The organism is Streptomyces sp. NBC_01508 (assembly GCF_045040315.1).
Classification (GTDB): domain Bacteria; phylum Actinomycetota; class Actinomycetes; order Streptomycetales; family Streptomycetaceae; genus Streptomyces.
Genome location: NZ_CP109419.1, coordinates 264269 through 286674, shown reverse-complemented (window position 1 = coordinate 286674; position 22406 = coordinate 264269). Strand labels below are relative to the sequence as shown.

15 protein-coding genes and 2 pseudogenes are annotated in these 22406 nt (G+C 70.5%); 14 read left to right on the top strand and 3 right to left on the bottom strand.

The genetic code is table 11. The annotated features are described in order from the left end of the window. Positions 1-4 precede the first annotated feature (4 nt). From OG700_RS01330 to OG700_RS01290, 9 genes are all read left to right on the top strand, one after another. Positions 5-7036: a beta-ketoacyl synthase N-terminal-like domain-containing protein gene (locus OG700_RS01330; RefSeq protein WP_405607552.1), complete on the top strand. Its 7032-nt coding sequence runs from the start codon at positions 5-7 to the stop codon at positions 7034-7036. Beyond that, the gene (locus tag OG700_RS01325; protein ID WP_405607549.1) at positions 7033-8616 is read left to right on the top strand and encodes a PfaD family polyunsaturated fatty acid/polyketide biosynthesis protein; all 1584 of its coding nucleotides are present in this window, start codon (positions 7033-7035) and stop codon (positions 8614-8616) included. The genes OG700_RS01330 and OG700_RS01325 overlap by 4 nt, the downstream gene beginning before the upstream one ends. Before the next feature lie 29 nt (positions 8617-8645). Further along, positions 8646-8939: an acyl carrier protein gene (locus OG700_RS01320; protein WP_405607546.1), complete on the top strand. Its 294-nt coding sequence runs from the start codon at positions 8646-8648 to the stop codon at positions 8937-8939. Next, positions 8936-9940: a 3-oxoacyl-ACP synthase III family protein gene (locus tag OG700_RS01315; RefSeq protein WP_405607543.1), complete on the top strand. Its 1005-nt coding sequence runs from the start codon at positions 8936-8938 to the stop codon at positions 9938-9940. Before OG700_RS01320 ends, OG700_RS01315 begins: the two co-directional genes overlap by 4 nt. A 55-nt stretch (positions 9941-9995) precedes the next feature. Continuing rightward, positions 9996-10868: a class I SAM-dependent methyltransferase gene (locus OG700_RS01310; RefSeq protein ID WP_405607540.1), complete on the top strand. Its 873-nt coding sequence runs from the start codon at positions 9996-9998 to the stop codon at positions 10866-10868. Positions 10869-10953: 85 nt separating this feature from the next. Beyond that, positions 10954-11805: a thioesterase family protein gene (locus OG700_RS01305; RefSeq protein WP_405607537.1), complete on the top strand. Its 852-nt coding sequence runs from the start codon at positions 10954-10956 to the stop codon at positions 11803-11805. Between the two features lie 526 nt (positions 11806-12331). Further along, entirely contained in the window at positions 12332-13537 is a 1206-nt protein-coding gene (locus OG700_RS01300) for an acyl-CoA dehydrogenase family protein (protein WP_405607534.1), read from the top strand. Between the two features lie 125 nt (positions 13538-13662). Further along, a complete protein-coding gene (locus OG700_RS01295; RefSeq protein WP_283472008.1) occupies positions 13663-13971 on the top strand; it encodes a transposase in 309 nt (102 codons plus the stop codon). Further along, positions 13968-14885 (top strand): IS3 family transposase, encoded by a 918-nt coding sequence (locus tag OG700_RS01290; RefSeq protein ID WP_405607530.1) that lies wholly within the window; start codon positions 13968-13970, stop codon positions 14883-14885. The genes OG700_RS01295 and OG700_RS01290 overlap by 4 nt, the downstream gene beginning before the upstream one ends. 316 nt (positions 14886-15201) lie before the next feature. Here OG700_RS01290 and OG700_RS01285 read toward each other — a convergent pair. Beyond that, positions 15202-15303: pseudogene (locus OG700_RS01285) on the bottom strand (hypothetical protein); the annotation flags it as partial. On the opposite strand from OG700_RS01285, the gene OG700_RS01280 reads away from it, so the two are divergent. The 3 genes and pseudogenes from OG700_RS01280 to OG700_RS01270 all read left to right on the top strand — a co-directional run bounded on the left by OG700_RS01280 (position 15267) and on the right by OG700_RS01270 (position 18125). Next, on the top strand, positions 15267-15689 hold the full coding sequence (locus tag OG700_RS01280) for a 4'-phosphopantetheinyl transferase family protein (RefSeq protein ID WP_405621366.1): 423 nt from the start codon (positions 15267-15269) through the stop codon (positions 15687-15689). The pseudogene OG700_RS01285 and the gene OG700_RS01280 sit on opposite strands and share 37 nt — an antisense overlap. A gap of 15 nt (positions 15690-15704) precedes the next feature. Then, positions 15705-15905: pseudogene (locus tag OG700_RS01275) on the top strand (acetyl-CoA C-acyltransferase); the annotation flags it as partial. Between the two features lie 36 nt (positions 15906-15941). After that, positions 15942-18125, top strand: coding sequence for a 3-hydroxyacyl-CoA dehydrogenase NAD-binding domain-containing protein (locus OG700_RS01270; protein ID WP_405607527.1), 2184 nt, complete (start codon positions 15942-15944; stop codon positions 18123-18125). Positions 18126-18149: 24 nt separating this feature from the next. Here OG700_RS01270 and OG700_RS01265 read toward each other — a convergent pair whose 3' ends face one another. Both OG700_RS01265 and OG700_RS01260 read right to left on the bottom strand, forming a co-directional pair. Continuing rightward, a complete protein-coding gene (locus OG700_RS01265; protein WP_405607524.1) occupies positions 18150-18905 on the bottom strand; it encodes a hypothetical protein in 756 nt (251 codons plus the stop codon). After that, positions 18902-19822, bottom strand: a complete 921-nt coding sequence (locus OG700_RS01260) for a hypothetical protein (RefSeq protein WP_405607521.1) — start codon at positions 19820-19822, stop codon at positions 18902-18904. The genes OG700_RS01265 and OG700_RS01260 overlap by 4 nt, the downstream gene beginning before the upstream one ends. Before the next feature lie 265 nt (positions 19823-20087). On the opposite strand from OG700_RS01260, the gene OG700_RS01255 reads away from it, so the two are divergent. Next, positions 20088-20303, top strand: coding sequence for a hypothetical protein (locus OG700_RS01255; RefSeq protein ID WP_405607518.1), 216 nt, complete (start codon positions 20088-20090; stop codon positions 20301-20303). Between the two features lie 421 nt (positions 20304-20724). Next, entirely contained in the window at positions 20725-21978 is a 1254-nt protein-coding gene (locus OG700_RS01250) for an MFS transporter (protein ID WP_405621364.1), read from the top strand. Positions 21979-22406 lie beyond the last annotated feature (428 nt).

Here is a 22406-nt window from a genome sequence, read left to right as displayed (position 1 = left end):
GGCGATGGCGCACGGGCAGAGGTACGCGATCGTCGGCATGGGCTGTCTGTTCCCCGGAGCCGCGACGCTGGAGGAGTTCTGGCAGAACCTGTGCCAAGGCCGGGACAGCCGCGACGACGGCACGAAGGAGATCTTCGAGCGGGGCGGCCCGCCCGGCGGACCGGCGGCCCGACCGGGGGACAAGCACCGGATCTACAGCACCCGCGGGGGGTTCGTCCGCGACTTCACCTTCGACCCCACCGGCTACCACCTGCCTGCCGACTACCTTCGCGCACTCGACCGGATCTTCCAATGGTCGCTCCACGCGTCCCGCGCCGCCCTGAGCGACGCCGGCTACGACGTAGGGCGCCCGGCCGGGGGCCTCGCCGGACGTACGGGAGTCGTGCTGGGGAACGCGGGCTTTCCGTCCTCGCTGTCCACCCGGCGCGGATCGGACCTGTGGCTCTCCGCGGTCGGTCGCGGCCTGGCCGAGGCCGGGTTCGACCCGGGCGAGGCACTGACGCCCGGTACGAGCCACGCGCCGACGCCCGGCGCGAGCGGTGGCGATCCGCTGGCCGCCGCGCACAACCTGTGGGTCGGGGGCATGCCCGCACGCGTCGTGGGGGCGGCACTGGGTCTCGCCGGTCCCCAACTCGCCGTTGACGGGGCGTGCGCCTCCGGGCTGTACGCGCTCAAGCTGGCCTGCGACCACCTGTCCGTCGGCAGGGCCGATGTGATGCTCGCGGGCGCGGTGGGCGGCCAGGAACTGGTGGGCCTGCACCTGGCCTTCTCCGATCTGCGGGCCTACCCGGAGGACGGCCGCAGCCAGCCATTCGACACCCGTTCCAGCGGGGCCCTGACCGGCCAGGGCGCGGGCATGCTGGTGGTGAAGCGGCTCGCGGACGCCCGGCGCGACGGTGACCGCGTCCACGCGGTCATCGAGGGCTCGGCCCTGACCAACGACGGTGCGGGCCGGCACACGCTCGTACCCCAGCGCACCGGCCAGGTCGATGCCTATCGGCGTGCGTACGAGGACGCCGACGCCGACCCGTCCACCGTGCACTACCTGGAGTGCCACGCCACTGGTACGCAGGTCGGCGACGGCGTCGAACTGTCCGGCATCAACGAGTTCTTCGGCGCCGGCGGCACCATCCCGTACTTCGGCTCGGTCAAGTCCAACCTGGGGCACCTGCTGACCGGGGCGGGAATGCCCGGACTGATCAAGACGATCCTCGCGATGCGGTACGGGGTCATTCCGCCCACCCCGGGTGTGACCGAACCTCTCGCGGACGCGCGGGGCCGGCTGGTGCGGGCAGCCACCGAATGGCCGGAGAGCGGGCAGCCCCGCAGGGCGGCGGTGTCGTCCTTCGGGTTCGGCGGGACGAACGCCCACGTGGTCCTCGCCGAACCTGCCGAACCCGTCGCCGATGTCGCCGATGTCGCCGATGTCGCCGATGTCGCCGATGACGCGGCGGCGGAGGAGCCGCGTGCGCTGCCGAAGCTCGACATCGTGGGCATGGGGTGCCACGTCGGCCCCTTCACGGACGTCGGTGAACTGGAACGCGCGGTGTACGAAGGCCGCGACGGATTCGGGCCGCTGCCGGAGCGGCGCTGGCGCGGCCTCGCACCCGGCCACCCCCCGCCAGACGGCGCGTACGTCGACTCCTTCGACTGCGACGCGGCACGCCTGCGCGTCCCGCCGATCGACCTGGAGGGTTTCAACGACCAGCAGTTGCTCTTCGTCCGGGTGGCGGAAGAGGCCCTGCGGGACGCCGGCTACCGGCGACAGGCCGACGACGGGGGACAGCCGCCCGCCCGCAGGGTGGCCGTGATCGTGGCGGCGGAGATGAACGCGTTGGGGCACTCCTACGCCGCACGGCACGACGTGGCCGAGTCCGTGCGCCGCCGTTGCGAAGAGCTCGCGCTGACCGGCGACGCCGAGGCCGTGGCCGAGTTGACGGACGCGGCGCGGCGGGGCATCGGCGACGGCTGGTCGCCCAACGCGGTGCTGAGCTATCTGGGCATCACGGCCACGAGGATCTCGTCGCTGTGGAACTTCACCGGACCGGCGTTCACGGTGGCGGCCGACAGCGCGGGTGCGGCGACCACCCTGGAGACGGCCGCGCTGATGCTCCTGGACGAATCGGTCGAGGCCGTACTGGTCGGGGCGGTCGACTTCACGGGCAACGTGGAGAACATGCTCGCGCGCTACGGGCTCGCCGCCTACGGAGGTGAGCCCGGACTGGGGCTCGGCGGCGGGAACGGCTGGCGGGCGGGCGAAGGCGCCGCCGCGCTGCTGCTCACCCGTGCGGGCGCCCGGCGGAAGCCGGAGCGCCCGGCGTACGCCACGATCGACGCGCTGGCGATCCGGTACGCGCCGTCCCCGGCCGTGGGTCTCGCGACCGACGGCGAGCAGGTCAGGCTGGCCACGCTCGAAGCGCTGGAGACCGCCTCGGTGACGCCGGGCGAGGTGGACTACGTCGAGCTGCACTCGACGGGCGTTCCCGCACAGGACGCGGCCGAGCTGGAAGGTCTCGCCCAGATCTGGGCCGGGGCCGTGGACGGGACAGGAGCCAAGGACGGCGGGGACGGCGGGGACGGCGGTGGGGAACGTACGACGGCGCTGGGCGCTGTCTCCGCCAACGTGGGGGACACCCAACTGGCGGCGGTGCTGGTCAGCATCGTCAAAGTCGCGCTCTGTCTGCACCGCGCCCACCTCCCGGCCGTCCCTGGCTGGTCGGGCCCGTCGGACCGTTTCGCCGGCCTGCTGTCGGACTCCGCGTTCTTCGTGCCCGAACGGAGCCGGCCCTGGCTGCGCGCCGCGCACCGGGGGCCGCGCCGGGCGGTGGTGAGCGGTCTCGGCACCGGGGGCGCCCACATCAGCGTCGTCCTGTCCGCGGCCTCGGTACGCGGTGACGTCACGGCCGTGGAAGGCCCGGACGTCCACGGGCAGCTGATCGTGTCCGTGGGCGGGGCGGACTTCGCCGAGCTGATGCGCCGGGTCGCCGAGGTACGTGACGCGACGGGCGACCGCGCCGCACTCGGCCGGGTCGCCAGGAACGTCGCCGCGCTGCCCGAGCACGTCCACCGGCTCGTGCTCTGCGCGGCCGACCGCGACGTCCTGCGGCGCGAGGCCGAGCGGGTGTGCGCCCTGGTGCCGGCGGCGCACGAGGCCGGAACGCAGTGGACCACCCCGGCCGGGAGCTACTACACGCCCGCGCCGATCGGCGGCGGGGGCAAGGTCGCGTTGGTCTTCCCCGGCATGCTCAGCGCGTACCCGGGAGTCGGCGCCGAGCTGTTCCGCGCCCTTCCGGGACTGCTGCCGATCGCCGAGGCCGCGGTGGCGGACGCGGGTGAACTGATGCGCGCCGACCTGCTGTTCCCGCGCCGCGTACGCCCTGCGGACGGTGACCAGGTGACGGCCGCGGCCACGGCGCTGATGCGGGACTTCTCCTCCATGGTGGACATCGGCAGCTCGTTCGCCTGGCTCCAGACGCAGGCGCTGCGGCACCTGCTGGGCGTGCCCGTGCACGGCGCGTTCGGCTACAGCCTCGGCGAGTCCAGCATGCTGTACGCCCTGGGCGCCTGTTCCCCCGCGTCGCACGGGCCGGAGCAGCGCGCCCGGCTCGGCGAGGTGTTCCAGGGCCGGCTGAGCGGACCCAAGTACGCCGTCCGCGAGGCGTGGCGGCTTCCGGACGCCATGGCGGACGCCGACGTCTGGTCCGGGTACGTCCTCTTCGAGGACGTGGCGAAGGTCCGGGATGCCGTCGGAGGGTACGACCGCGTCTTCGTCACCCACGTCAACACCCCGGTGGAGGTGGTCATTTCGGGCGACCCGGCCCAGTGCCGGGCCGTGGTGGACGCGCTGGGCTGCCGGAGTCTGCCCTCCGGGGTGAGCCATGTGCTCCACTGCCCGCTGCCGGACCGGGCCGAACTGGCCGACTGCCTGCGCAGGCAGACGCGGCCGGTCAGCGACGTGGAGCTGTACTCCGCGAACGGCTACGCGCCCCTGACGGACTTCGGCGCCACGCCGATCGCCGAGAACAACGCGGCGACCCTGAGCCAGACCATCGACTTCCCACGGCTGGTCGAGACGCTGTACTCGCGCGGCTACCGCTACTTCGTCGAGGTGGGACCCGGCGGCACCTGCAGCAGGTGGATCAAGGAGATCCTCGGCGACCGGAGCCATGTCGCGGCATCCGTGGACCGGCGCAGAACCAGCGCGGCATCCGGGATCGGCCGCGTTCTGGCCCGGCTGGCGGCCCACGGTCTGCCGGTCACCCTTTCGCCCTACCTACCCGCACCACCCGAGGGCACCACGCCCGCGCTGTCGGTACGTCGGATCACTCCAGGAGGACCCCCGGTGGCAGAGTCCGTGGCCGAGAACAGCCGCGCAGCGATCCAGCGGCTGCGGCCGACAAGCAGGGCCCCCGGGGAACAGCCCGCCATCACCTTCCCCGGCCGCCCGCGGCGCACCGCGGCCGCACCCGAGCAGCCCCGGCAGGCCGCGGGCGACGGCCCCGCCGCAGCCGACGCCCCCGCTCCTCCCGACGCCCCCGTTCCTCCCGGCGTCTCAACTCCTCCCGACGCCCCCGTTCCTCCCGGCGTCTCAACTCCTCCCGCCGTCTCCGCTCCCCCCGGCGAGCGGAGGAAGCCGCAGGGCGTGATCCTCGACGAGCAGGATCTGCACGAGTTCGCCAACGGCGAGATCAGCAAGGTGTTCGGCCCTGAGTACGCACCGATCGACCGGTTCGCCCGCAGGGTCCGACTGCCCGCCGAGCCCTACCACTTCGTCAGCAGGGTGACCGCTCTCGAAGGCGAACTGGGCAAGTTCGAACCGTCGTTCATACGCACCGAGTACGACGTCCCCGAAGGCGCCTGGTACAGCGTCGACGGGCAGATGCCCTTCGGTGTGCTCGCCGAGGCGGGCCAGTGCGACCTGGTGCTGATCAGCTATCTGGGGATCGACCTCCAGAACCAGGGCGAGCGCGTCTACCGGCTGCTCGACGGGTCACTGACCGCGTACGGCTCGTCCGTGCGCGAAGGCCAGCGCATCCGGTGCGACATCCACATCAGCAACGTCCTGCGGACCAGCGGGCCGACCCTGACCTTCTTCCACTACGACTGCTTCGTCGACGGCGAGCTGGCCTTCACCATGCGCGACGGCTGCGCGGGCTTCTTCACCGACCGGGAGCTGGCCGAGGCGGGCGGCATCAGCGACGCCGGATCCACGGCGCCGGCGCCGGAACCGGCCGGGCGCGCGGCGCGGGCCTCCGCCTTCAAACCGCTGGCGAGGACGGACCGTACGAAACTCGACGGCGAGGACATCGCCAAGCTCACCCAAGGCCGCTTCGCGGAGGTGTTCGGCCCCGAGTACCAGCAGGCGCCCGGCGCCAACCACTCGCTGCGGCTCAACCCGACACGGCTGCTGATGGTCGACGAAGTGCCCCGGATGGAGCTGACCGGCGGCGCGCACGGCTTCGGTTCGTGTACGTCGATCAAGCGGCTCGACCCGGACGAGTGGTACTTCACCAGCCACTTCGTCGGTGACCCGGTGATGCCGGGCACGCTCGTCGCGGAGGGCGCCATGCAGGCGCTCCAGGTGTACGGCCTGCACGCCGGCCTTCATCTGTGCCTGCCGGACGCCACGTACCAGCCCGTCAAGGGGCTGACGACCACGACCAAGGTGCGGGGTCAGATCAACCCGGCGACCCGTCGGATCCGCTACGAGATCGACATCGTCGACATCGGTCTCGTCCCCCGCCCCTTCCTCATCGCCGATGTCCTCGTCCACGCCGACGAGTTGCCCGTCGCCCGGATCAGCAACGTGGGGTTCCAGATCGTGGAGAAGCCGGGCACCGACTTCCGTCCGGACCACGGTGAGCGCACCCCGCGCTCCCTGGGCCGGCGCGGCGCGTCCGGAAAGCCCGCCGTGCTCAACGAGATGCACATCGCGCACGTCGCCAGGGGCGACCACGCGATGCTGGGCGAGCAGTTCGAGGTCTGCCGCGATCGCCCCCGGGTGCCCCGGCTGCCCAGCGGTGAACTGTGCTTCGTGGACCGCGTGATGCGCGTCGACGGGGTCGGTGGCGCCATCAAACCCGGTGACGTGATCGAGTCGGAGTACGACGTCCCGGCGGACAGCTGGTATTTCACCGACAACAACCAGCCCTACCTGCCGCACTTCGCCTGCATGGAGGCCGGGGTCCAGCCCGGGGTGCTCGGACCGTACTACCTCGGCACGACCCTGCGGTTCCCGGACACCGAGTACTACCTGCGCAACCTCGGCGGGCACGCCACCGCGCTGCGCCAGGTCGACCCGCGCGGGAAGACGGTTCTCCAGCGGGCCACCATCCTGTCCAACGACGCCGTCGGCGGAGCGATCCTGCACCGCGCCGACTGGGAACTCTCCGTCGACGGTGAGGTGTTCCACACCGGTGAACAGCTCTCCGGCTACTTCACCAGCGACCTGCGGGCGGGCAGCGTCGGCCTGGACCAGGGCAGGCCCGTACCGCTGTGGCTGGACTCGGCGCGGCTGCCGGCCGGTGCCGCGATCGAGGTCGACCTGGACGGACTCCGTGCGAGGACCGACTCGCTGCGCCTCGGCACGGGGCGGCTGGACATGCTCGACGGTGTCACGTACGTCCCCGGCGGGGGCCTGCACGGCGCGGGATATCTGCGCGGCCACCGGAACCTGAGCCCGGACGACTGGTACTTCCCGCTGCACTTCCACCAGGACCCGGTGATGCCGGGCTCGCTCGGCGCGGAGACCGTCTACGCGGGCCTGCGGGCCTACGCCATGGCCACCGAGGTGGCCTCGGGCCGGCCCGACGCGCACTTCGACCACGCGCCCGGCATCAAGATGCGGTGGACCTACCGGGGCGAGTTCGCGCCGACACATCCCCGGCTGGACTTCGAGGCGCACATCAAGGACGTACGGGAGGAGGACGGTCAGGTCCTGCTGATCGCGGACGCCAACGTCTGGCGCGGCGAACTGCGCGTCTACGCGTTCAACGACATCGCCATCGCGGTGGTCACGGGAGGTGGGCACAAATGAGCGGGACGCCGAACTGGCAGGGGGAACGCGCCCCGAGATTCGATGTCGCCGGAGTGCGTGGCGAGCTGCACCGGCTGCATGACGCCTGTCACATCGTCGCCGACGGGGACGAGGTCGGCGCGGTCTGCGGCGGGCGACAGACGGACGGGGGCGGATTCGAACTCCTGGCGTCCGTCGCGCCGTTCCCGTCGGACATGCTCGGCTCGGCCGCGTTCCGCGACACGCACGGGGTGCGGCTGGCCTACATGTCGGGCGCGATGGCGAACGGGATCGCCTCCGAGGAACTTGTCGTCGCGATGGCCGAAGCGGGCCTGCTGGCGTCGTTCGGCGCGGCCGGTCTCGCACCGGTCCGCATCGCGTCCGCCCTGGACCTCTTCGAGTCGAAGATCCCCGGCCGGCCCTTCGCCTGCAACCTGATCCACAGCCCGGCCGAGTCGGGCCTGGAGCGGGCCACCGTGGACCTCTTCCTCGACCGGAGGGTACGGCTGGTGGAAGCCTCCGCGTTCCTCGGCCTCACCACGGAAGTGGTGCGCTACCGCGTGGCGGGGCTGGAGCGTGACCGTGACGGCGGGGCCGTGGCCCGCAACCGCGTCATCGCGAAGGTGTCCCGCCCCGAGGTCGCCGAACTGTTCCTGCGGCCCGCGCCCCGGGAGATCCTCGACGCGCTGGTGGCAGCGGGTCGGATCAGCGTCCTCCAGGCCGAGTTGGCGAGCCGGGTCCCTCTCGCCGACGACATCACCGTCGAGGCGGACTCGGGCGGGCACACCGACCGGCGCCCCTCGACCGTGGTGACCGCCGCCGTGCTGCGGCTGCGGGACCGGATCACCCGGGAGCTCGGCTACCCGTCGGTGCCCCGCGTCGGAGCGGCGGGCGGACTGGGCAGCCCCGAGGGCCTGGCCGCCGCCTTCGCGATGGGCGCGGACTACGTGGTCACCGGCTCGGTCAACCAGAGCTGCGTGGAGGCCGGAACGTCGTCGGAGGCCAAGGAACTGCTCACCCGGGCCGGTGTCGCGGACTACGCGATGGCGCCCGCCGCCGACATGTTCGAGATCGGCGCCGACGTCCAGGTCCTCAAGAGCGGCACTATGTTCCCGATGCGCGCGTCCCGGCTGCGCGAGCTGTACCGGACGTACGACGGTCTCGACGCCATCCCGGCCACCGAGCTGAGCCGCTTGGAGAAGGACGTGTTCCGCATGTCCGTGGACGAGGTGTGGCGGGAGTGTCTCGACTACCTCGGGGAGCGGGCACCCGAGCGCATCGACCGCGCCACCAAGGACCCCAAGGTCAAGATGGCACTGGTGTTCCGCTGGTACCTCGGCAGCTCGGCGCGGTGGGCCAGCCGCGGCGAGACCGACCGGATCCGGGACTACCAGGTGTGGTGCGGCCCGGCCATGGGCGCGTTCAACAGCTGGGTGCGGGACAGCCATCTCTTCCCGGCGGAGAACCGGACGGTGGCCGAGGTGGCCGAACAGCTCATGCACGGTGCCGCCTACCTGTTCCGGCTGCGCCAGCTCGGCGCCACCGGGGCGGTGTTGGCGACCGCGTTGAACGACTACCGGCCGGCACCTCTGTCGAGCTGACCCGAAGCCAGAGAACGGAGAACACCCAAGTGACCCAGCACACAGCCGAAGCGGTCGGCGGCGGCGACACCGACTACGCACGCGTGCTCGAAGAGGTGCGCGGGCTGATCGCGGAGCACCTCAAGATCCCGCTGTCCGAGGCGACGGCCGCGACCCAGCTCCTCGACCTCCCCGGAGTCGACTCGCTCAAGCTCCTCCAGGGGCTGCTGACGGTCGAGGACCACTTCGACATCACCTTCGACGAGGACGAGGCCCCGGCCGTCCGCAGCATCGGCCAGGTCGCCGCGCTCGTGGTCGAAGCCCTGAACAGCGACCGGTCATGACGCTCCACTCCCGGATCGGGGCCGTGGCGGTCCATCTGCCCGAGCGGCGGCTGTCCGTCACGGACGTCGAGGAGGAGATCGCCGCCGGCAACCCCCACCTCGACCTGCCGCGCGGTCTGATCGAACAGCTGACCGGGGTGCGGCACCGCTACGTCGCCCCGGTGGACTGGCAGGCGTCCGACCTCGGGGTGGCGGCCTCCCGCCAACTGTTCGAACAGACGGGCCTGGGGCCCGGCGACATCGACCTCGTCGTCTTCGCCGCCGCGAGCGGGGACGTCCTCGAACCGGCCACGGCCCACATCGTCGCCGAACGGCTGGGCATGACATGCCCCGTCTTCGACCTCAAGAACGCCTGCAACTCGGTCCTCAACGCCATCGAGACCGGCGACGCGCTCATCCGCGCGGGCAGCTACCGGCGCATCCTCGTCACCTGCGGCGAGGCCCCGACACGGCTGCTGGGCACCACGGTGGCGAGCGTCCAGGAGTACGTGGAGAGCTGTGCCGCCCTCACCATGTCGGACGTGGGCGCCGCGCTGCTGCTGGAGGCGAGCGACGAACCCGGTGTCCTCGCCCACCGCATGGGCGCCAACTCCCGGGCCTGGCGGGCTTCGGTCACCTCGATGACCACCAACACCGAAGGCAGGCTGGAGATCGGCCGGCTCAAGGTCAAGCCGCTGAAGATGCTCAGGTCGCTGGCCGAGACCGACTTCAGCCTGATCACCAAGCTCCTGGCGGAGAACGACCTGGCCGTGGACGACTTCGACGTCGTGTGCGTGAGCCAGATCTCCGTCCCCTACACCCGCCAATTCTGCCGGAGCCTGGGCATCCCCGACGACAAGGTGCTGATCACCGTCGACGCGTACGGCTGCGCCAACGCGGCAAGCATTCCCCAGCAGTTGGCCGCCGCCGAGGCGTCCGGGCGGCTGCGCGCCGGCGACCTGGTCTGCCTCATCGGTCTCGGCAGCGGACTGAGCTTCGGCGTCGTGGTCGTGCGCTGGTGACCCACCGAACCGCGCGCAACCGTATCGATTATTCCTGCGAAAGGGTTGAGAGGGAATGGGAACAGCGGGCACGACGGAGCACTACAACGGCGCCTCTCCCGACGCCATCCAGCACCACTACGACGTATCGAACGAGTTCTACCGGCTCTGGCTGGACGAGAACCGCATCTATTCCTGCGCGCTCTGGGAGGACGGCGACACGCTGGAGAGCGCACAACTGCGCAAGCTGGACTACTTCGTCGCGCAGACCGACGCCGCCGGGAGCGGCCGGGTCCTCGACATCGGCTGCGGCTGGGGCGGACTCCTGCGGCGGATGACCGAGGCGCACGGCGTCGGCGAGACCGTCGGCCTGACCCTGAGCGAGGAGCAGGCGGAGGCCGCACGCGCCCTCGGGCTGCCCGGCTGCGACGTCCGCCTGGAGAACTGGATGGACCACCGGCCCACCGGGAAGTACGACGCGATCATCTCGATCGGGGCGTTCGAGCACTTCGCCCGGCGGGGCCTGTCGCGCGCCGAACGCGTGGCGGGATACCGGGCGTTCTTCGAGAGCTGCCGCTCCTGGCTGCGCCCGGGTGGCCGCCTCGGACTCCAGACGGTCGGCAAGGGCAATACCGTCAAGCTCGACCGCGCCTACATCCGCGACATCGCCTTCGTCTCGGACGACATCTTCCCGGAGACCGAACCGCCCCGCCTCTCCGAGATCCTGGAGGCCGCCGAGCTGATCTTCGACCCGATCGCGGTGCGCTTCGACGGCGCCCACTACGGGCGCACGATCAGGACCTGGCTGGAGCGCCTGAGGAACAACCGCAACGCCGCCGAAGCGGTCGCGGGCGCCGACACGGTCCTCAAGTACGAGCGCTACCTGGAGGTCACCGCCCAGTCCTTCGAGAAGCGCTTCGCGAACCTGTTCCGTATCACCTTCGAATGACCTCCGGTATGACCGATCTCGGGTGACCGACCCGCGGAACCTCCCGGACCGCCGACCTGCCGCAACACCGCAAGGAGCTCCGCTTGTGACGACCGAGACAGACTTCGACAAGGCCACAGCCGTCCGGCGGGTCGGGGACACGGGCGACCGGTTCCAGGCGGACTTCCGTACCGAATGGCTGAACCACGGGCATGTGAACGGCGGGTTCGTGCTCGCCGTCGCGGCCCGGTCCCTGGGCAGGCTGATCGCGGAGCGCTCGGCCCACGTGGATCCGTTCGCGCTGAGTGCCCACTTCCTCAGCCGCTCGGCCCCCGGACCGGCCGAGATCCGGACCGCGATCGTCCGTCAGGGGCGTCAACTGTCCACCGGCACGGCGTCCATCATCCAGACCGACCAGAAGGGAGCGGAGACCGAACGGGTCCGCATCACCGGAACGTACCGCGACCTGGACACGCTCAACGACGAGGTGTTCACCACAGCCACCGGCCCCGACCTGCCCCCACGCGAGGAGTGCGTCAGCACCGAGACGGCAACCAGCGAGATGCTGTCCCAGTCCCGGCTCCACGAACGGCTCGACCTGCGGCTCGACCCCCGCACGAGCGGATGGTCGAACGAGGAAGGACCGTCCGGCAGGGGAGTGGCGAGCGGCTGGATGCGGTTCAGGGACGGCCGGGAACCCGACCCCCTCGCCATGCTCCTCGCCTCCGACGTCCTGCCGCCCGTCACCTTCGACCTGGGCGCCGCCGGATTCCCCCTGACCGTGCACATGGCGGTGCACGTACGGGCGAAGCCCGCCCCGGGCTGGCTCCGCCTCACCCAGCGAACGAACAACTACGCGGGGGGCTTCCTGGAACAGGACGTGGAGATCTGGGACAGCAAGGACCGCCTCGCCCTCCAGGCACGCCACCTCGTCTACGTCCTGCCGTTCGGCGACTGACCAAGAGGAGAAGCACCGTGACAGTGCGTGAGCACGGCTTGCGCGCGACTACTGCGGGACACGCGGCTCGGCACGGACCGTTCCCTGACGGAGGGCGGGACCACCGGGCGGGACCGGCTGCGGCCCCCCTCGTACAGATCGAGGAGCGCGGCGACACCCTCAACGAGCTTGAGGTGATGACCACTTGTGGCCTGCTGCTGGTCGCCGGACACGAGACGACCGCGTCCTTAGCCCCGACGCCTTCGACATAACCCGTGAAAGGGTGCCCCATCTGGCATTCGCGGCCGGCATCCACTTCTGCCTCGGCGCACCCCTCGCCCGCCTCGAAGCGGCTCTCCTTCTGCGGTCGTTCGCCAAGAGGGTCAAGGAACCACGCCTGATCGACGTCGCGTACAGGGACCATGTGAACGTCCGCGGCCCCAAGCGACTGATCATCGGGCATTCCGGAGGGAGTTGGCTTCCCCTCATTCCATTCACTCCATGCCGAGGAAATCTGTAACCACCGGCCGACGCCCACTGGAGAATCATGAACATGGAACTGGACGCCGATCTCGTCGAGACGCGGACCTGGGCTCGTGGATTCGCCCAGAACGTGCTCAGACCGGCGGCCTCCGAATGGGACGAGCGCGAAGACATCGCCTGGCCCGTCATCCAGGAGGCCGCGAAGATAGGCCTGTACTCACTGGACTTCTTCTTCACGCAATCGCTTGAGGAGACCGGCCTCAGCCTGCCGGTGGTGTTCGAAGAACTCTTCTGGGGCGACGCGGGAATCTCCACGGCGTTCGCGGGGACGGGGCTGGCCGCCGTGTCCGTCCTGGCCAACGGCACTCCGGAGCAACAGGCCGAGTGGATTCCGCCCATGTTCGGTTCGGTCGACGACGTGAAACTCGGCGCGTTCTGCGCCTCGGAGCCCGGCGCGGGCAGCGATGTCGGGGCGATTCGCACCACGGCCCGCCTTGACCGGGCGAAGGACGAGTGGGTCATCAACGGCGGCAAGACATGGATCACCAACGGCGGGATCGCCGCGGTGCACGTCGTCGTCGCCTCGGTGGACGGCTCGCTGGGCAGCCGGGGGCAGGCAACATTCGTCGTGCCTCCGGGCACGCCGGGCCTGACGCAGGGGCGCAAATTCAGCAAGCACGGGATCCGGGCATCGCATACGGCCGAAGTGTTCTTCGACGATGTACGCGTACCGGGGTCCTGCCTCTTGGGCGGAGAGGAACGGCTGGACGCCAGGCTCGCAGCGGCACGGGAAGGCAGGTCCTCCGGAAACCAGGCCGCGTTCAAGACCTTCGAGTCGTCGCGGCCCACCGTGGCGTCCATGGCCGTGGGTATCGCGCGAGCGGCGTACGAGTACGCGCGTGACTACGCCTGCGAACGCGAACAGTTCGGCCGGAAGATCGGCAGTAACCAGGCCATCGCCTTCCTGCTGGCGGACATGGCCACACGGGTCGACATGGCGCGGCTCCTCACCTGGCGGGCCGCCTGGATGGCCCGTAACGGCAAGGCGTTCGACAACGCCGAAGGCTCGATGTCGAAACTGGTCGCCGGCGAGACCGCGGTCTGGGTGACGGAGCAGGCGATTCAGATCCTGGGCGGCGCGGGCTACACCCGTGACCACCCGGTGGAACGCTTTCACCGGGATTCAAAGATCTTCACCATCTTCGAGGGAACCTCGGAAATACAGCGCCTCGTCATCGGCCGTGCCGTGACGGGTCTGACGATCGGCTAGCGGCCCGGTGGAAAATACCCTCGTGCCCGGCCGGTACGGCCACGACGAACTGAGGGTGAGGTTCCCCCGAGATGCGGAGGAAGCTGACAGCAGGTCAGATGGGACTCATGAGAGGACCTGTGACCATGGCTGCACCCCGGAAATACTCGCTCGAGTTGCGTGAGCGTGCGGTACGGATGTACCGCACCACCGAGCCGAAGCCGCAGATCAAGAAGCTGGCCGTCGACCTCGGTGTGCACCCCGAGGCCCTGCGCGGCTGGATCCGCCAGGCCGAGGCGGATGCCGGCGAGCGCGACGACCGTCTCACCACCGACGAACGCGCCGAGCTCACAGCCCTGCGCAAGGAGAACTCCCAGCTCAAGCGGGCCAATGACGTCCTGCGGACGGCCTCGGCTTTTTTCGCGGCGCAACTCGACCCGACCCGGCCCAGGTGACAGCGCTCGTTGACGAGCATCCCCGCCTGGGAGTCGAGTGCGTCCTGCGGGAACTGCACATCCCCTCCTCCACCTACTACCGCTGGCGCCGTGCGGAGAAGGAACCGTGCGAACGGCGACGCCGCGACGTCGAACTGGCCAAGCGGATCAAGGAGATCCACGCGGAATCCGGCGGCAATTACGGCTCGCCGCGCGTGCACGCCGTCCTCAGACGCGAGGGCAAACGCGTGGGCCGCAAGCGGGTCGAGCGCCTGATGCGCGAGGCCGACATCGCGGGGATCAGCCCGCGGCGGAAGGGCTTCACGCGCCGCGATCCCAAGGCCAGCCTCGCCCCGGACCTGGTCAACCGGGACTTCACCGCACCGGCGCCGAACCGGTTGTGGGTCACCGACCTCACGATGGTCTCCACCGGCGAGGGACCGTTGTGGCTCTCCGCGATCCGGGACGCATTCTCCCGCCGCGTGGTCGCGTGGGAGACCTCCGCCCGCGCGGACGCCGACCTGGTCCTGACCACGCTGGAGTACGCGCTCGCGTCCCGCGAGGTCGAGCCGGGCAAGCTCATTCACCACGCCGACCACGGCTGTCAGTACACGTCCATCAGGCTCACAACTCGACTGATGCGGGTGGGAGTTGAGGCATCCATGGGCTCCGTCGGGGACTCCTACGACAACGCCCTCGCGGAGAACCTCTGGATGCTCATCAAGACCGAATGCATCCGTGGCCGCACCTACACGACAAGGGCCGAGGCGAATCTCGCGCTCTTCGAGTACATCGACGGCTTCTATAACTCCCGCCGCATCCAGGAACGCCTCGGCTTCCTCAGCCCGATCGAGTTCGAAGAGAAGTACTACGCCGAGCAGGCGACGGCCGAACCAACGAATCTGAACACCCGTCAACCCCTGCTGACCAGCTGATCAGCGGCTCCCGCATGACGGGGGAACCTCAGGGCGAGTCGAGCCGTTCACATCTGGGTGGGCCGGTCCCGAGGCGAGATGAACGAGGCAGATCTCGCCCTCCTCTCTCCTGGGGAACTGACCCGCCTTCGCACACTCAGGGGCGCCACAGGAATTCACTACGCCGCAGCGCACGCCTCGGTGCGACGCGTCATCGCCCGTTACGTGAGAACCGATGCCGCCCATATCGAATTCGGCACCGCGACGTGCGTAACCTGCCACAGCTCCGCACACGGGAAACCCGTGATCGTACGGCCGGATTCAACACAACTACGGTTCAGCCATTCGCGGAGCGGACCGTTCTGGTCCCTCGCGATCGCCACCGTCGACGTGGGCCTTGACATCGAGGAGCGCCGCGAATTGGACACCCAAGGCATCGGGGATTTCGCGCTGTCCACCGCTGAACGCGAGTTGCTGGCAGAACTCGCGGACAGAGAGCGCCAGTCGGCCTTCTTCCGCTGCTGGACCAGGAAGGAAGCCGTGGTGAAGGCCAGTGGCCACGGCCTGTCGGCGAGCCTGCGCACAGTCGAAGTCATGACATCGACGGCCCCTTGGGCCAGGGTGGATCATGCGTCCGCCGTCGCCCCGGACGGATGGGTGGTGGGGGACCTTCAGGTCTTCCCGGCCCTGTCCATGGCGCTCGCGTACAAGGCGCGCGACGCCGATGACCCGGCGGCCGTGGAACGGGTGGCCGTCTTCGACGAACACGGGTGCGGGTGGCCGGGCCCGCCGACCGACTGGCCGCAGTCCGCGTTGCTGGGCTGAGGGCCGCCTCCTGATGTGGCGGAGATGGGGCTTTCGCTGGATCGGGTGAACGTCAACGGCGGGGCGATCGCGCTGGGTCATCCGCTCGGCGCGACGGGCGCGATGATTCTGGGGACTCTGGTGGATGAACTGGAGCGCCGGGACGAGCGGTTCGGTCTCGCGACGCTCTGTGTCGGTGGCGGGATGGGTGTTGCCACTGTCGTCGAACGCGTCTGACCGTCCCACTGTCCCCTTTCGCTACGGAGCAGCAGCATGAGCGAGTTGACCACCATCCGCTGGGAGCGGGACGAGACGGGTGTTGTGACCCTCGTCCTCGATGATCCCGCGCAGTCCGCCAATACCATGAACCAGGCGTTCAGCGACTCCCTGTCAGCCGTCGCCGACCGTCTGGAGGCTGAGCGCGGCTCGATCCGTGGCGTGATCGTCACCTCCGCGAAGGAGACCTTCTTCGCCGGCGGTGATCTGCGCGAGCTGATCAGAGCCCGGCCCGGGGACGCCCGGCGTGTCTTCGAGGTGACCATGGCCATGAAGAACGACCTGCGCCGCGTCGAGACGCTGGGTGTTCCTGTTGTCGCGGCGATCAACGGTGCCGCTCTGGGTGGTGGTTACGAGATCGCGCTCGCCTGCCACCACCGTGTGGCGCTGGACGCGCCGGGCTCGAAGATCGGGCTGCCGGAGGTCACTGTGGGCCTGCTGCCCGGTGGTGGCGGGGTGGTTCGCACGGTGCGTCTGCTGGGTATCGCGGACGCGCTGGCGAAGGTGCTGCTGAAGGGCACCCAGTACACGCCCAGCGGCGCGCTGGACAGCGGGCTGGTCCACGAGGTCGCCGCCAGCACCGGGGAGATGCTGGACAGGGCGCGGGCCTTCATCGACGCGAACCCGAGTTCGCGGCAGCCGTGGGACGTGACGGGTTACCGGATCCCCGGTGGCACGCCCTCCAGCCCGCGCTTCGCCGCGAACCTTCCCGCGTTCCCCGCGAGCCTGCTGAAGCAGACCGGCGGCGCCCCGTATCCGGCGCCGCGCAACATCCTGGCCGCCGCCGTGGAGGGCTCGCAGGTCGACTTCGCCACCGCGCAGACCATCGAGGCCCGGTACTTCACCGAAGTGGTGACCGGGCGGATTGCCAAGAACATGATCCAGGCGTTGTTCTTCGACCTCCAGAGGGTCAACTCCGGCGCGAGCCGCCCCCTCGGCTTCAAGCCGCACACCGTGCGCAAGGTCGCGGTCCTGGGTGCCGGGATGATGGGCGCGGGTATTGCCCACTCCTGCGCGCGGGCCGGAATCGATGTCGTCCTGAGGGACGTCTCCACCGAAGCGGCGGCCAGCGGCAAGGCGTACTCCGGCAAGCTCTGCGACAGGGCGGTCGCCCGGGGCCGTATCACCCGGGACGAGGCCGACGCGCTCCTTGCCCGGATCATCCCCACCGCGGACCTCGCGGACCTCGCGGGGTGCGACGCCGTCATCGAGGCGGTCTACGAGGACACCGCGCTCAAACACCGGGTCTTCCAGGAGATCCAGGACCTCCTGGCGCCCGACGCGCTGTTGTGCTCCAACACCTCGACCCTGCCCATCACGACCCTTGCCGAGGGTGTCGCCCGGCCCGAAGACTTCGTCGGCCTGCACTTCTTCTCACCCGTCGACAAGATGCCCCTCGTCGAGATCGTCAAGGGCGAACGGACCGGCGGCGAGGCCCTGGCCCGTGCCTTCGACCTCGTCCGCCAGATCAGCAAGACACCCGTCGTCGTCAACGACTCACGCGGCTTCTTCACCTCACGCGTCATCAGCCGGTTCATTCAGGAGGGTGTCGCGATGGTCGGTGAGGGTATCGAGCCCGCCTCCATCGAGCAGGCGGCGGCGCAGGCGGGTTACCCGGCCAGGGTGCTGTCGCTGGTGGATGATCTGACTCTCACCCTCATGCGCAGGATCCGCCATGAGACCGAGCTGGCCGTGGAGGAGGCGGGTGGAAGCTGGACCCCGCATGCGGCGGACGCGGTGTTCGACCGGATGGTGGACGAGTTCGGGCGGACGGGCCGCGCCGGCGGTGGCGGCTTCTACGACTACGCCGATGACGGTGAGCGGGCCGGTCTGTGGCCGGGTCTGCGCGAGCACTTCACCAAGCCGGACGCGGATGTTCCGGACGTGCCGTTCACCGACATGAAGGAGCGCATGCTCTTCTCGGAGGCGCTCGAAACGGTGCGCTGCCTGGACGAGAACGTCCTGACGACCGTCGCCGACGCCAACATCGGCTCGATCATGGGCATCGGCTTCCCGCCCTGGACCGGCGGCGTGCTCCAGTACATCAACGGATACGAAGGCGGCCTGCCCGGCTTCGTCGCACGGACCCGCGAGCTGGCCACCACCTACGGCGAGCGATTCGCACCGCCCGCGCCGCTGATCGAGAAGGCCGAGCGCGGCGAGACGTTCCACGACGGCTGACGTATGGGCCGCGCGCCGGCAGCCCTACGCGGCCAGCAGGTCTTCGAGCCTGTCGTGGACGCTGTCCCTGCCACCCGCCGGGGCGGGCACCAGCTTGTCCCGGTGCCGGGGGTGCCGGGACAGGGCGTGCAGCCGCCCCTCGTTGCGGGCCAGGATCAGGTCGGTGCTGGTGCCCGCGGTCTCGGCCGATCCACGCGCGGTGTACTGGGTGACGGTGACCAGCGCGGAACGCTCCGACCCGGCGAGCACGGCATCGGCGTCCATCGACGGATCGATATCGGCCGACTGGCCCCGGGGCAGCCAGTCGGTGAGCGTGCGCAGCGCCTCGTCGAGCTTGTGCAGGCCGATCTGGTGGACGCCGAGCGCGTCGATGCGGACCATCAGGCAGATCTGCTCGGGCTGGGGGAGCAGCAGGATCCGCCACGGCTCGCCCGGACTCGTTCCGGTCGTACGGGCGTCGAGCACCTTCCTGGCCCGCTGCTGGAACGCCACGGCGATGCCCAGGTCGCCCCGTACCTGGACCTCCTCGCCCGAGGAGCCCGCCAGAAGCAGTTGGCGTGCGGCCAACGAGCGGACGGCCTCGGTGAGTTCGTCGTCCGACGGCCGGGCCTCCAGGAAGTCCACGATCGCGTCCACGGCGGTGAGTTCGGCGATGGTGTACGCACCGAGCAGCACCGGCCCGGTGTCCACCAGATGCACCACGGCCGAGACCAGCCCCGGAGGAACGGACGCCTCGCCCGGCGTCGACGCCGAAGGAGTGCCGCGTCGATCGTCGCTCATGACGGACCTCCTGCCGGCCACCCATCCGCGGCGGGCGTCGCGGGCGCCGCGGGAGTCTCGCGCAGAAGTGCGGCGGCGGTACGGGACGGGGTCTGCGTCACCCATACGTCGGAGTTGCCGAACAGGCCCCGCCCGGCCCTGCCGGACAGCGCCTGGCCCAGCTCGCCGGCCAGATCCGGCCGGTCCGGTGGCGGGAACCGGGCCGCGAGATCCTGAGACACGGCAGTGGCGTCGTCGTTCGCCTCGATCCGGTGCAGCGCCTGGGTCAGAGACCGCGCGATCGGCGGCGTCAGGGACGTGGGCACCGTCAGAACCGGCGAAAGATACAGCGGGCGCCGCTCAGTCATCCGCGACGTCCCCCAGGGGCCGACGTTGCTGTCGGTGAACTTGTACACCACGTAGTCCACCAAGTGCCGCAGGTCGCTCGGCCGGGGCAGCTTGGGCCCACCGAACGCGGCCGGGGTCTTCTCCAACTGCACCCAGGTGCCCTGTGCCGTGCGGCCGTGCAGTTTCTCCCGTACGACCTGTCCGCGCATCCCGAAGTCCGGGTAGCGCGTCTTGTCGATGTCGCGGTGGTGGCTGGACAGCCGCGGATGGCTGCCTTTGGCGAACCGCCACTTCTCGTACAGCTCCGGGTCGTCCACCAGCACATGACCGCCGCGCAGCACGTCGCGCAACTGCGGCACCTGTAGCCCGTGCCGCTCCAGATCGGCGAGGATCACCGCCTCCTCCGCGCTGAGGCGTTCGGCGGCCTTGACCAGCCCCTTCCGGTACGACCCGGCTCGCGCGGTGATCTCGACCATGAGCCGCACCCTGACGCGCAGCGCTTCGGCCCGCGCGGCGTCGGCGCTTTCGGAAGCCGCCCCGCCGGGCGGAGCGGCGCGCGTGACGAAGGCCCGCGTGTGCTTGCGCTTCATCTGGCCAGTACAGCACGCCGGGCGGGCACCCGCAGGGCCTGGCGCCGCCCGCCGGGAAGCGCGGCCGCTCGCTGGCAAGGGGCACTCCCGCGTGTACGGGGCCTGTCGTGTGGACCTTGCCACCGCCCGACTTCGGCCAGTTGTACGGGACGCGCGGGGAGAAGGGCGCGGTATCCGGCCATCGACGGCCTTACGTCTTGTCCGACTTGTTCGCCTGTGCGAGATTGCCGTCGAGTAGGAGACCGGGCCAAAGGGGGAGAATCGTATGCGTACCAGGATTTGGGCCGTAGGCGTCGCGCTGGGAGCCGTCATGTTCGCCGGCGGTGCCGTCGCGGCACCCGCGTCGGCCGCCGCGTCAGCACCTGTCCTCGTGGGCTACTTCGACACCGTCGAAGAGTGCTTCGAGGCAGGCCAGACACAGGTCGGCGAGCACGCGTGTGTCCGCACCGGCGCCAGGTGGGCGCTGTACGTCTACGCGTAACCGGAAGGGGCTCGTCGCGGCCCTCTCCGCTGTCCACGGGACCGGCCGACGGCACATGCGTACCGCTCGTCGGCCGGGACCCTTTTCGGACGTGTGATCGCGTACGGCCTGCGGGAGGACAGTTGGTCTCGACGGCCGGTGCGGCCCCCGGCCGCAACACTCTCGCCCTCTTGACGCAGACACCATGACAACGCCCGCGTGAAGCCGCCCGCACCAGGTGAAACCGAGGCACCGTCCGTCCGGCCGGGGCGTCCTGACCGGATGGCGGCAAAACCGGTTGGCTGGACGCGCCGGCCGCGTGGATAGTCCGGGAGTGACCCCTGCCTCCGAAGCCGACGCCGAAGCCGACGCCGAAGCCGACGCCGGCCCGCGACGCGCCCACCGTCCTCACCGCCCCGCGTGGGCCGGCCGCAACTACACACTGCTGACCGCTGCGGCGATCGCCACCAATCTGGGCAGCCAGGGCGCGCTGATCGCCTCGGCGTTCGCGGTGCTGGAGGCCGGCGGCGACGCGGGCGACGTGGGGCTCGTGGCGGCGGCCCGTACGATTCCGCTCGTTCTCTTCCTGCTGGTCGGCGGCGCGCTGGCGGACCGGCTGCCCCGGCACCGGGTGATGGTCGCGGCCAACGCCCTCAACTGCGTCTCGCAGGCGACCTTCGCCGCCCTGGTCCTCACGGGTGACGCGCAGCTCTGGCAGATGATGGCGCTGGCCGCACTGGGCGGTACGGGCCACGCCTTCTTCGGCCCGGCCTCCGAGGGCATGCTGATGTCCAGTGTCGACGGCGAACAGGCGGGCCGCGCCTTTGCCCTCTACCGGATGTCGATGCACGGCGCCGGGATCGGCGGCGCGGCCCTGGGCGGGGCGCTCGTCGCGGTGATCGGCTCCGGCTGGGTGCTGGCCGTCGACGCCGCCGCCTTCCTGGTGGCCGGGGCGCTGCGCGTCTTCCTCGATGTCAGCCACATCCCGGCACGGAAACCCGGCGGCGGGATGGTCGGCGATCTGCGCGACGGCTGGCGCGAGTTCATCGGCAGACCGTGGCTCTGGGCGATCGTCGTCCAGTTCGCGGTGGTCAACGCGGTCGTCGTGGCGGCCCAGTCGGTGTACGGGCCGCTGGTCGCCCGCGACGAGCTGGGCGGGGCGGGCCCCTGGGGCCTGGCACTGGCCGCGTTCGGCGCGGGCACCGTGGGCGGCGCGCTGGTGATGATGCGCTGGAAGCCGCGGCGGCTGCTGCTCGCGGGCACGCTCTGCGTCTTTCCCCTCGCCCTGCCGGCCGCCGGGCTCGCGGTGCCACTGCCGGGCGCGGGGCTGGCGGTGGTGATGTTCCTGACGGGCCTGTCGGTCGAGGCCTTCGGGGTGTCCTGGATGACCGCGCTGCACCAGGAGATAGCAGAGGAGAAACTCTCCCGGGTCTCCGCGTACGACATGCTCGGCTCGGTCGGGATGATTCCGGTGGCCACCGCGCTCGCCGGACCCGCGGAGAGCGCCTTCGGGCGCACGTACGCACTGTGGGGCTGCTCGGCGCTGGTCGTCCTGCTGACGGCTGCGGTCCTGGCCGTGCCGGACGTACGCCGACTGACGCGCCGCGCCACCCCCGCGCCGGCGGGGACGCGGAACGGCGAGGAGACCATCACCGTGTCAGCCGACGCCGAAGGCGCCGTCGGTCGGGCAGGGTGACGGCACGGCTGTCCCGTACGGGGCTCGCGTCCCCGACCACATGGGCCAGGGCCTGTCGTTCGGATCAGTCGGTGGTTGGCACGGGGTGCGCCGCCAACAGATGTGCGGTGGGCGTGGATTGAGCCGTTGCTCCCCACCGATCGGTCGCCGAAGCGGGGTGGCCACGACGATCCACCTCGCTGCCGACGACCGTTGACGGTGACTCAAACGGATGCTCTCTAGGGCGTGTTGTGAAAGTGGCGCCGTCCGCCCGGAGGGCGGGGCCGACGGTGTCTGGTGCGTGCGATCGCAAGGCGGAGGATCGGCGTTGTGGATGGCCCGGCCGTACTTGGATGCCTTCGAGAACGCTGTCAACGCGGTGAGGGGGGCACCTCCCGTGCCCCCTCGGGGTTACGGGGTAGTGCGTGCCAGGCGTCGTCGGCCAGGCG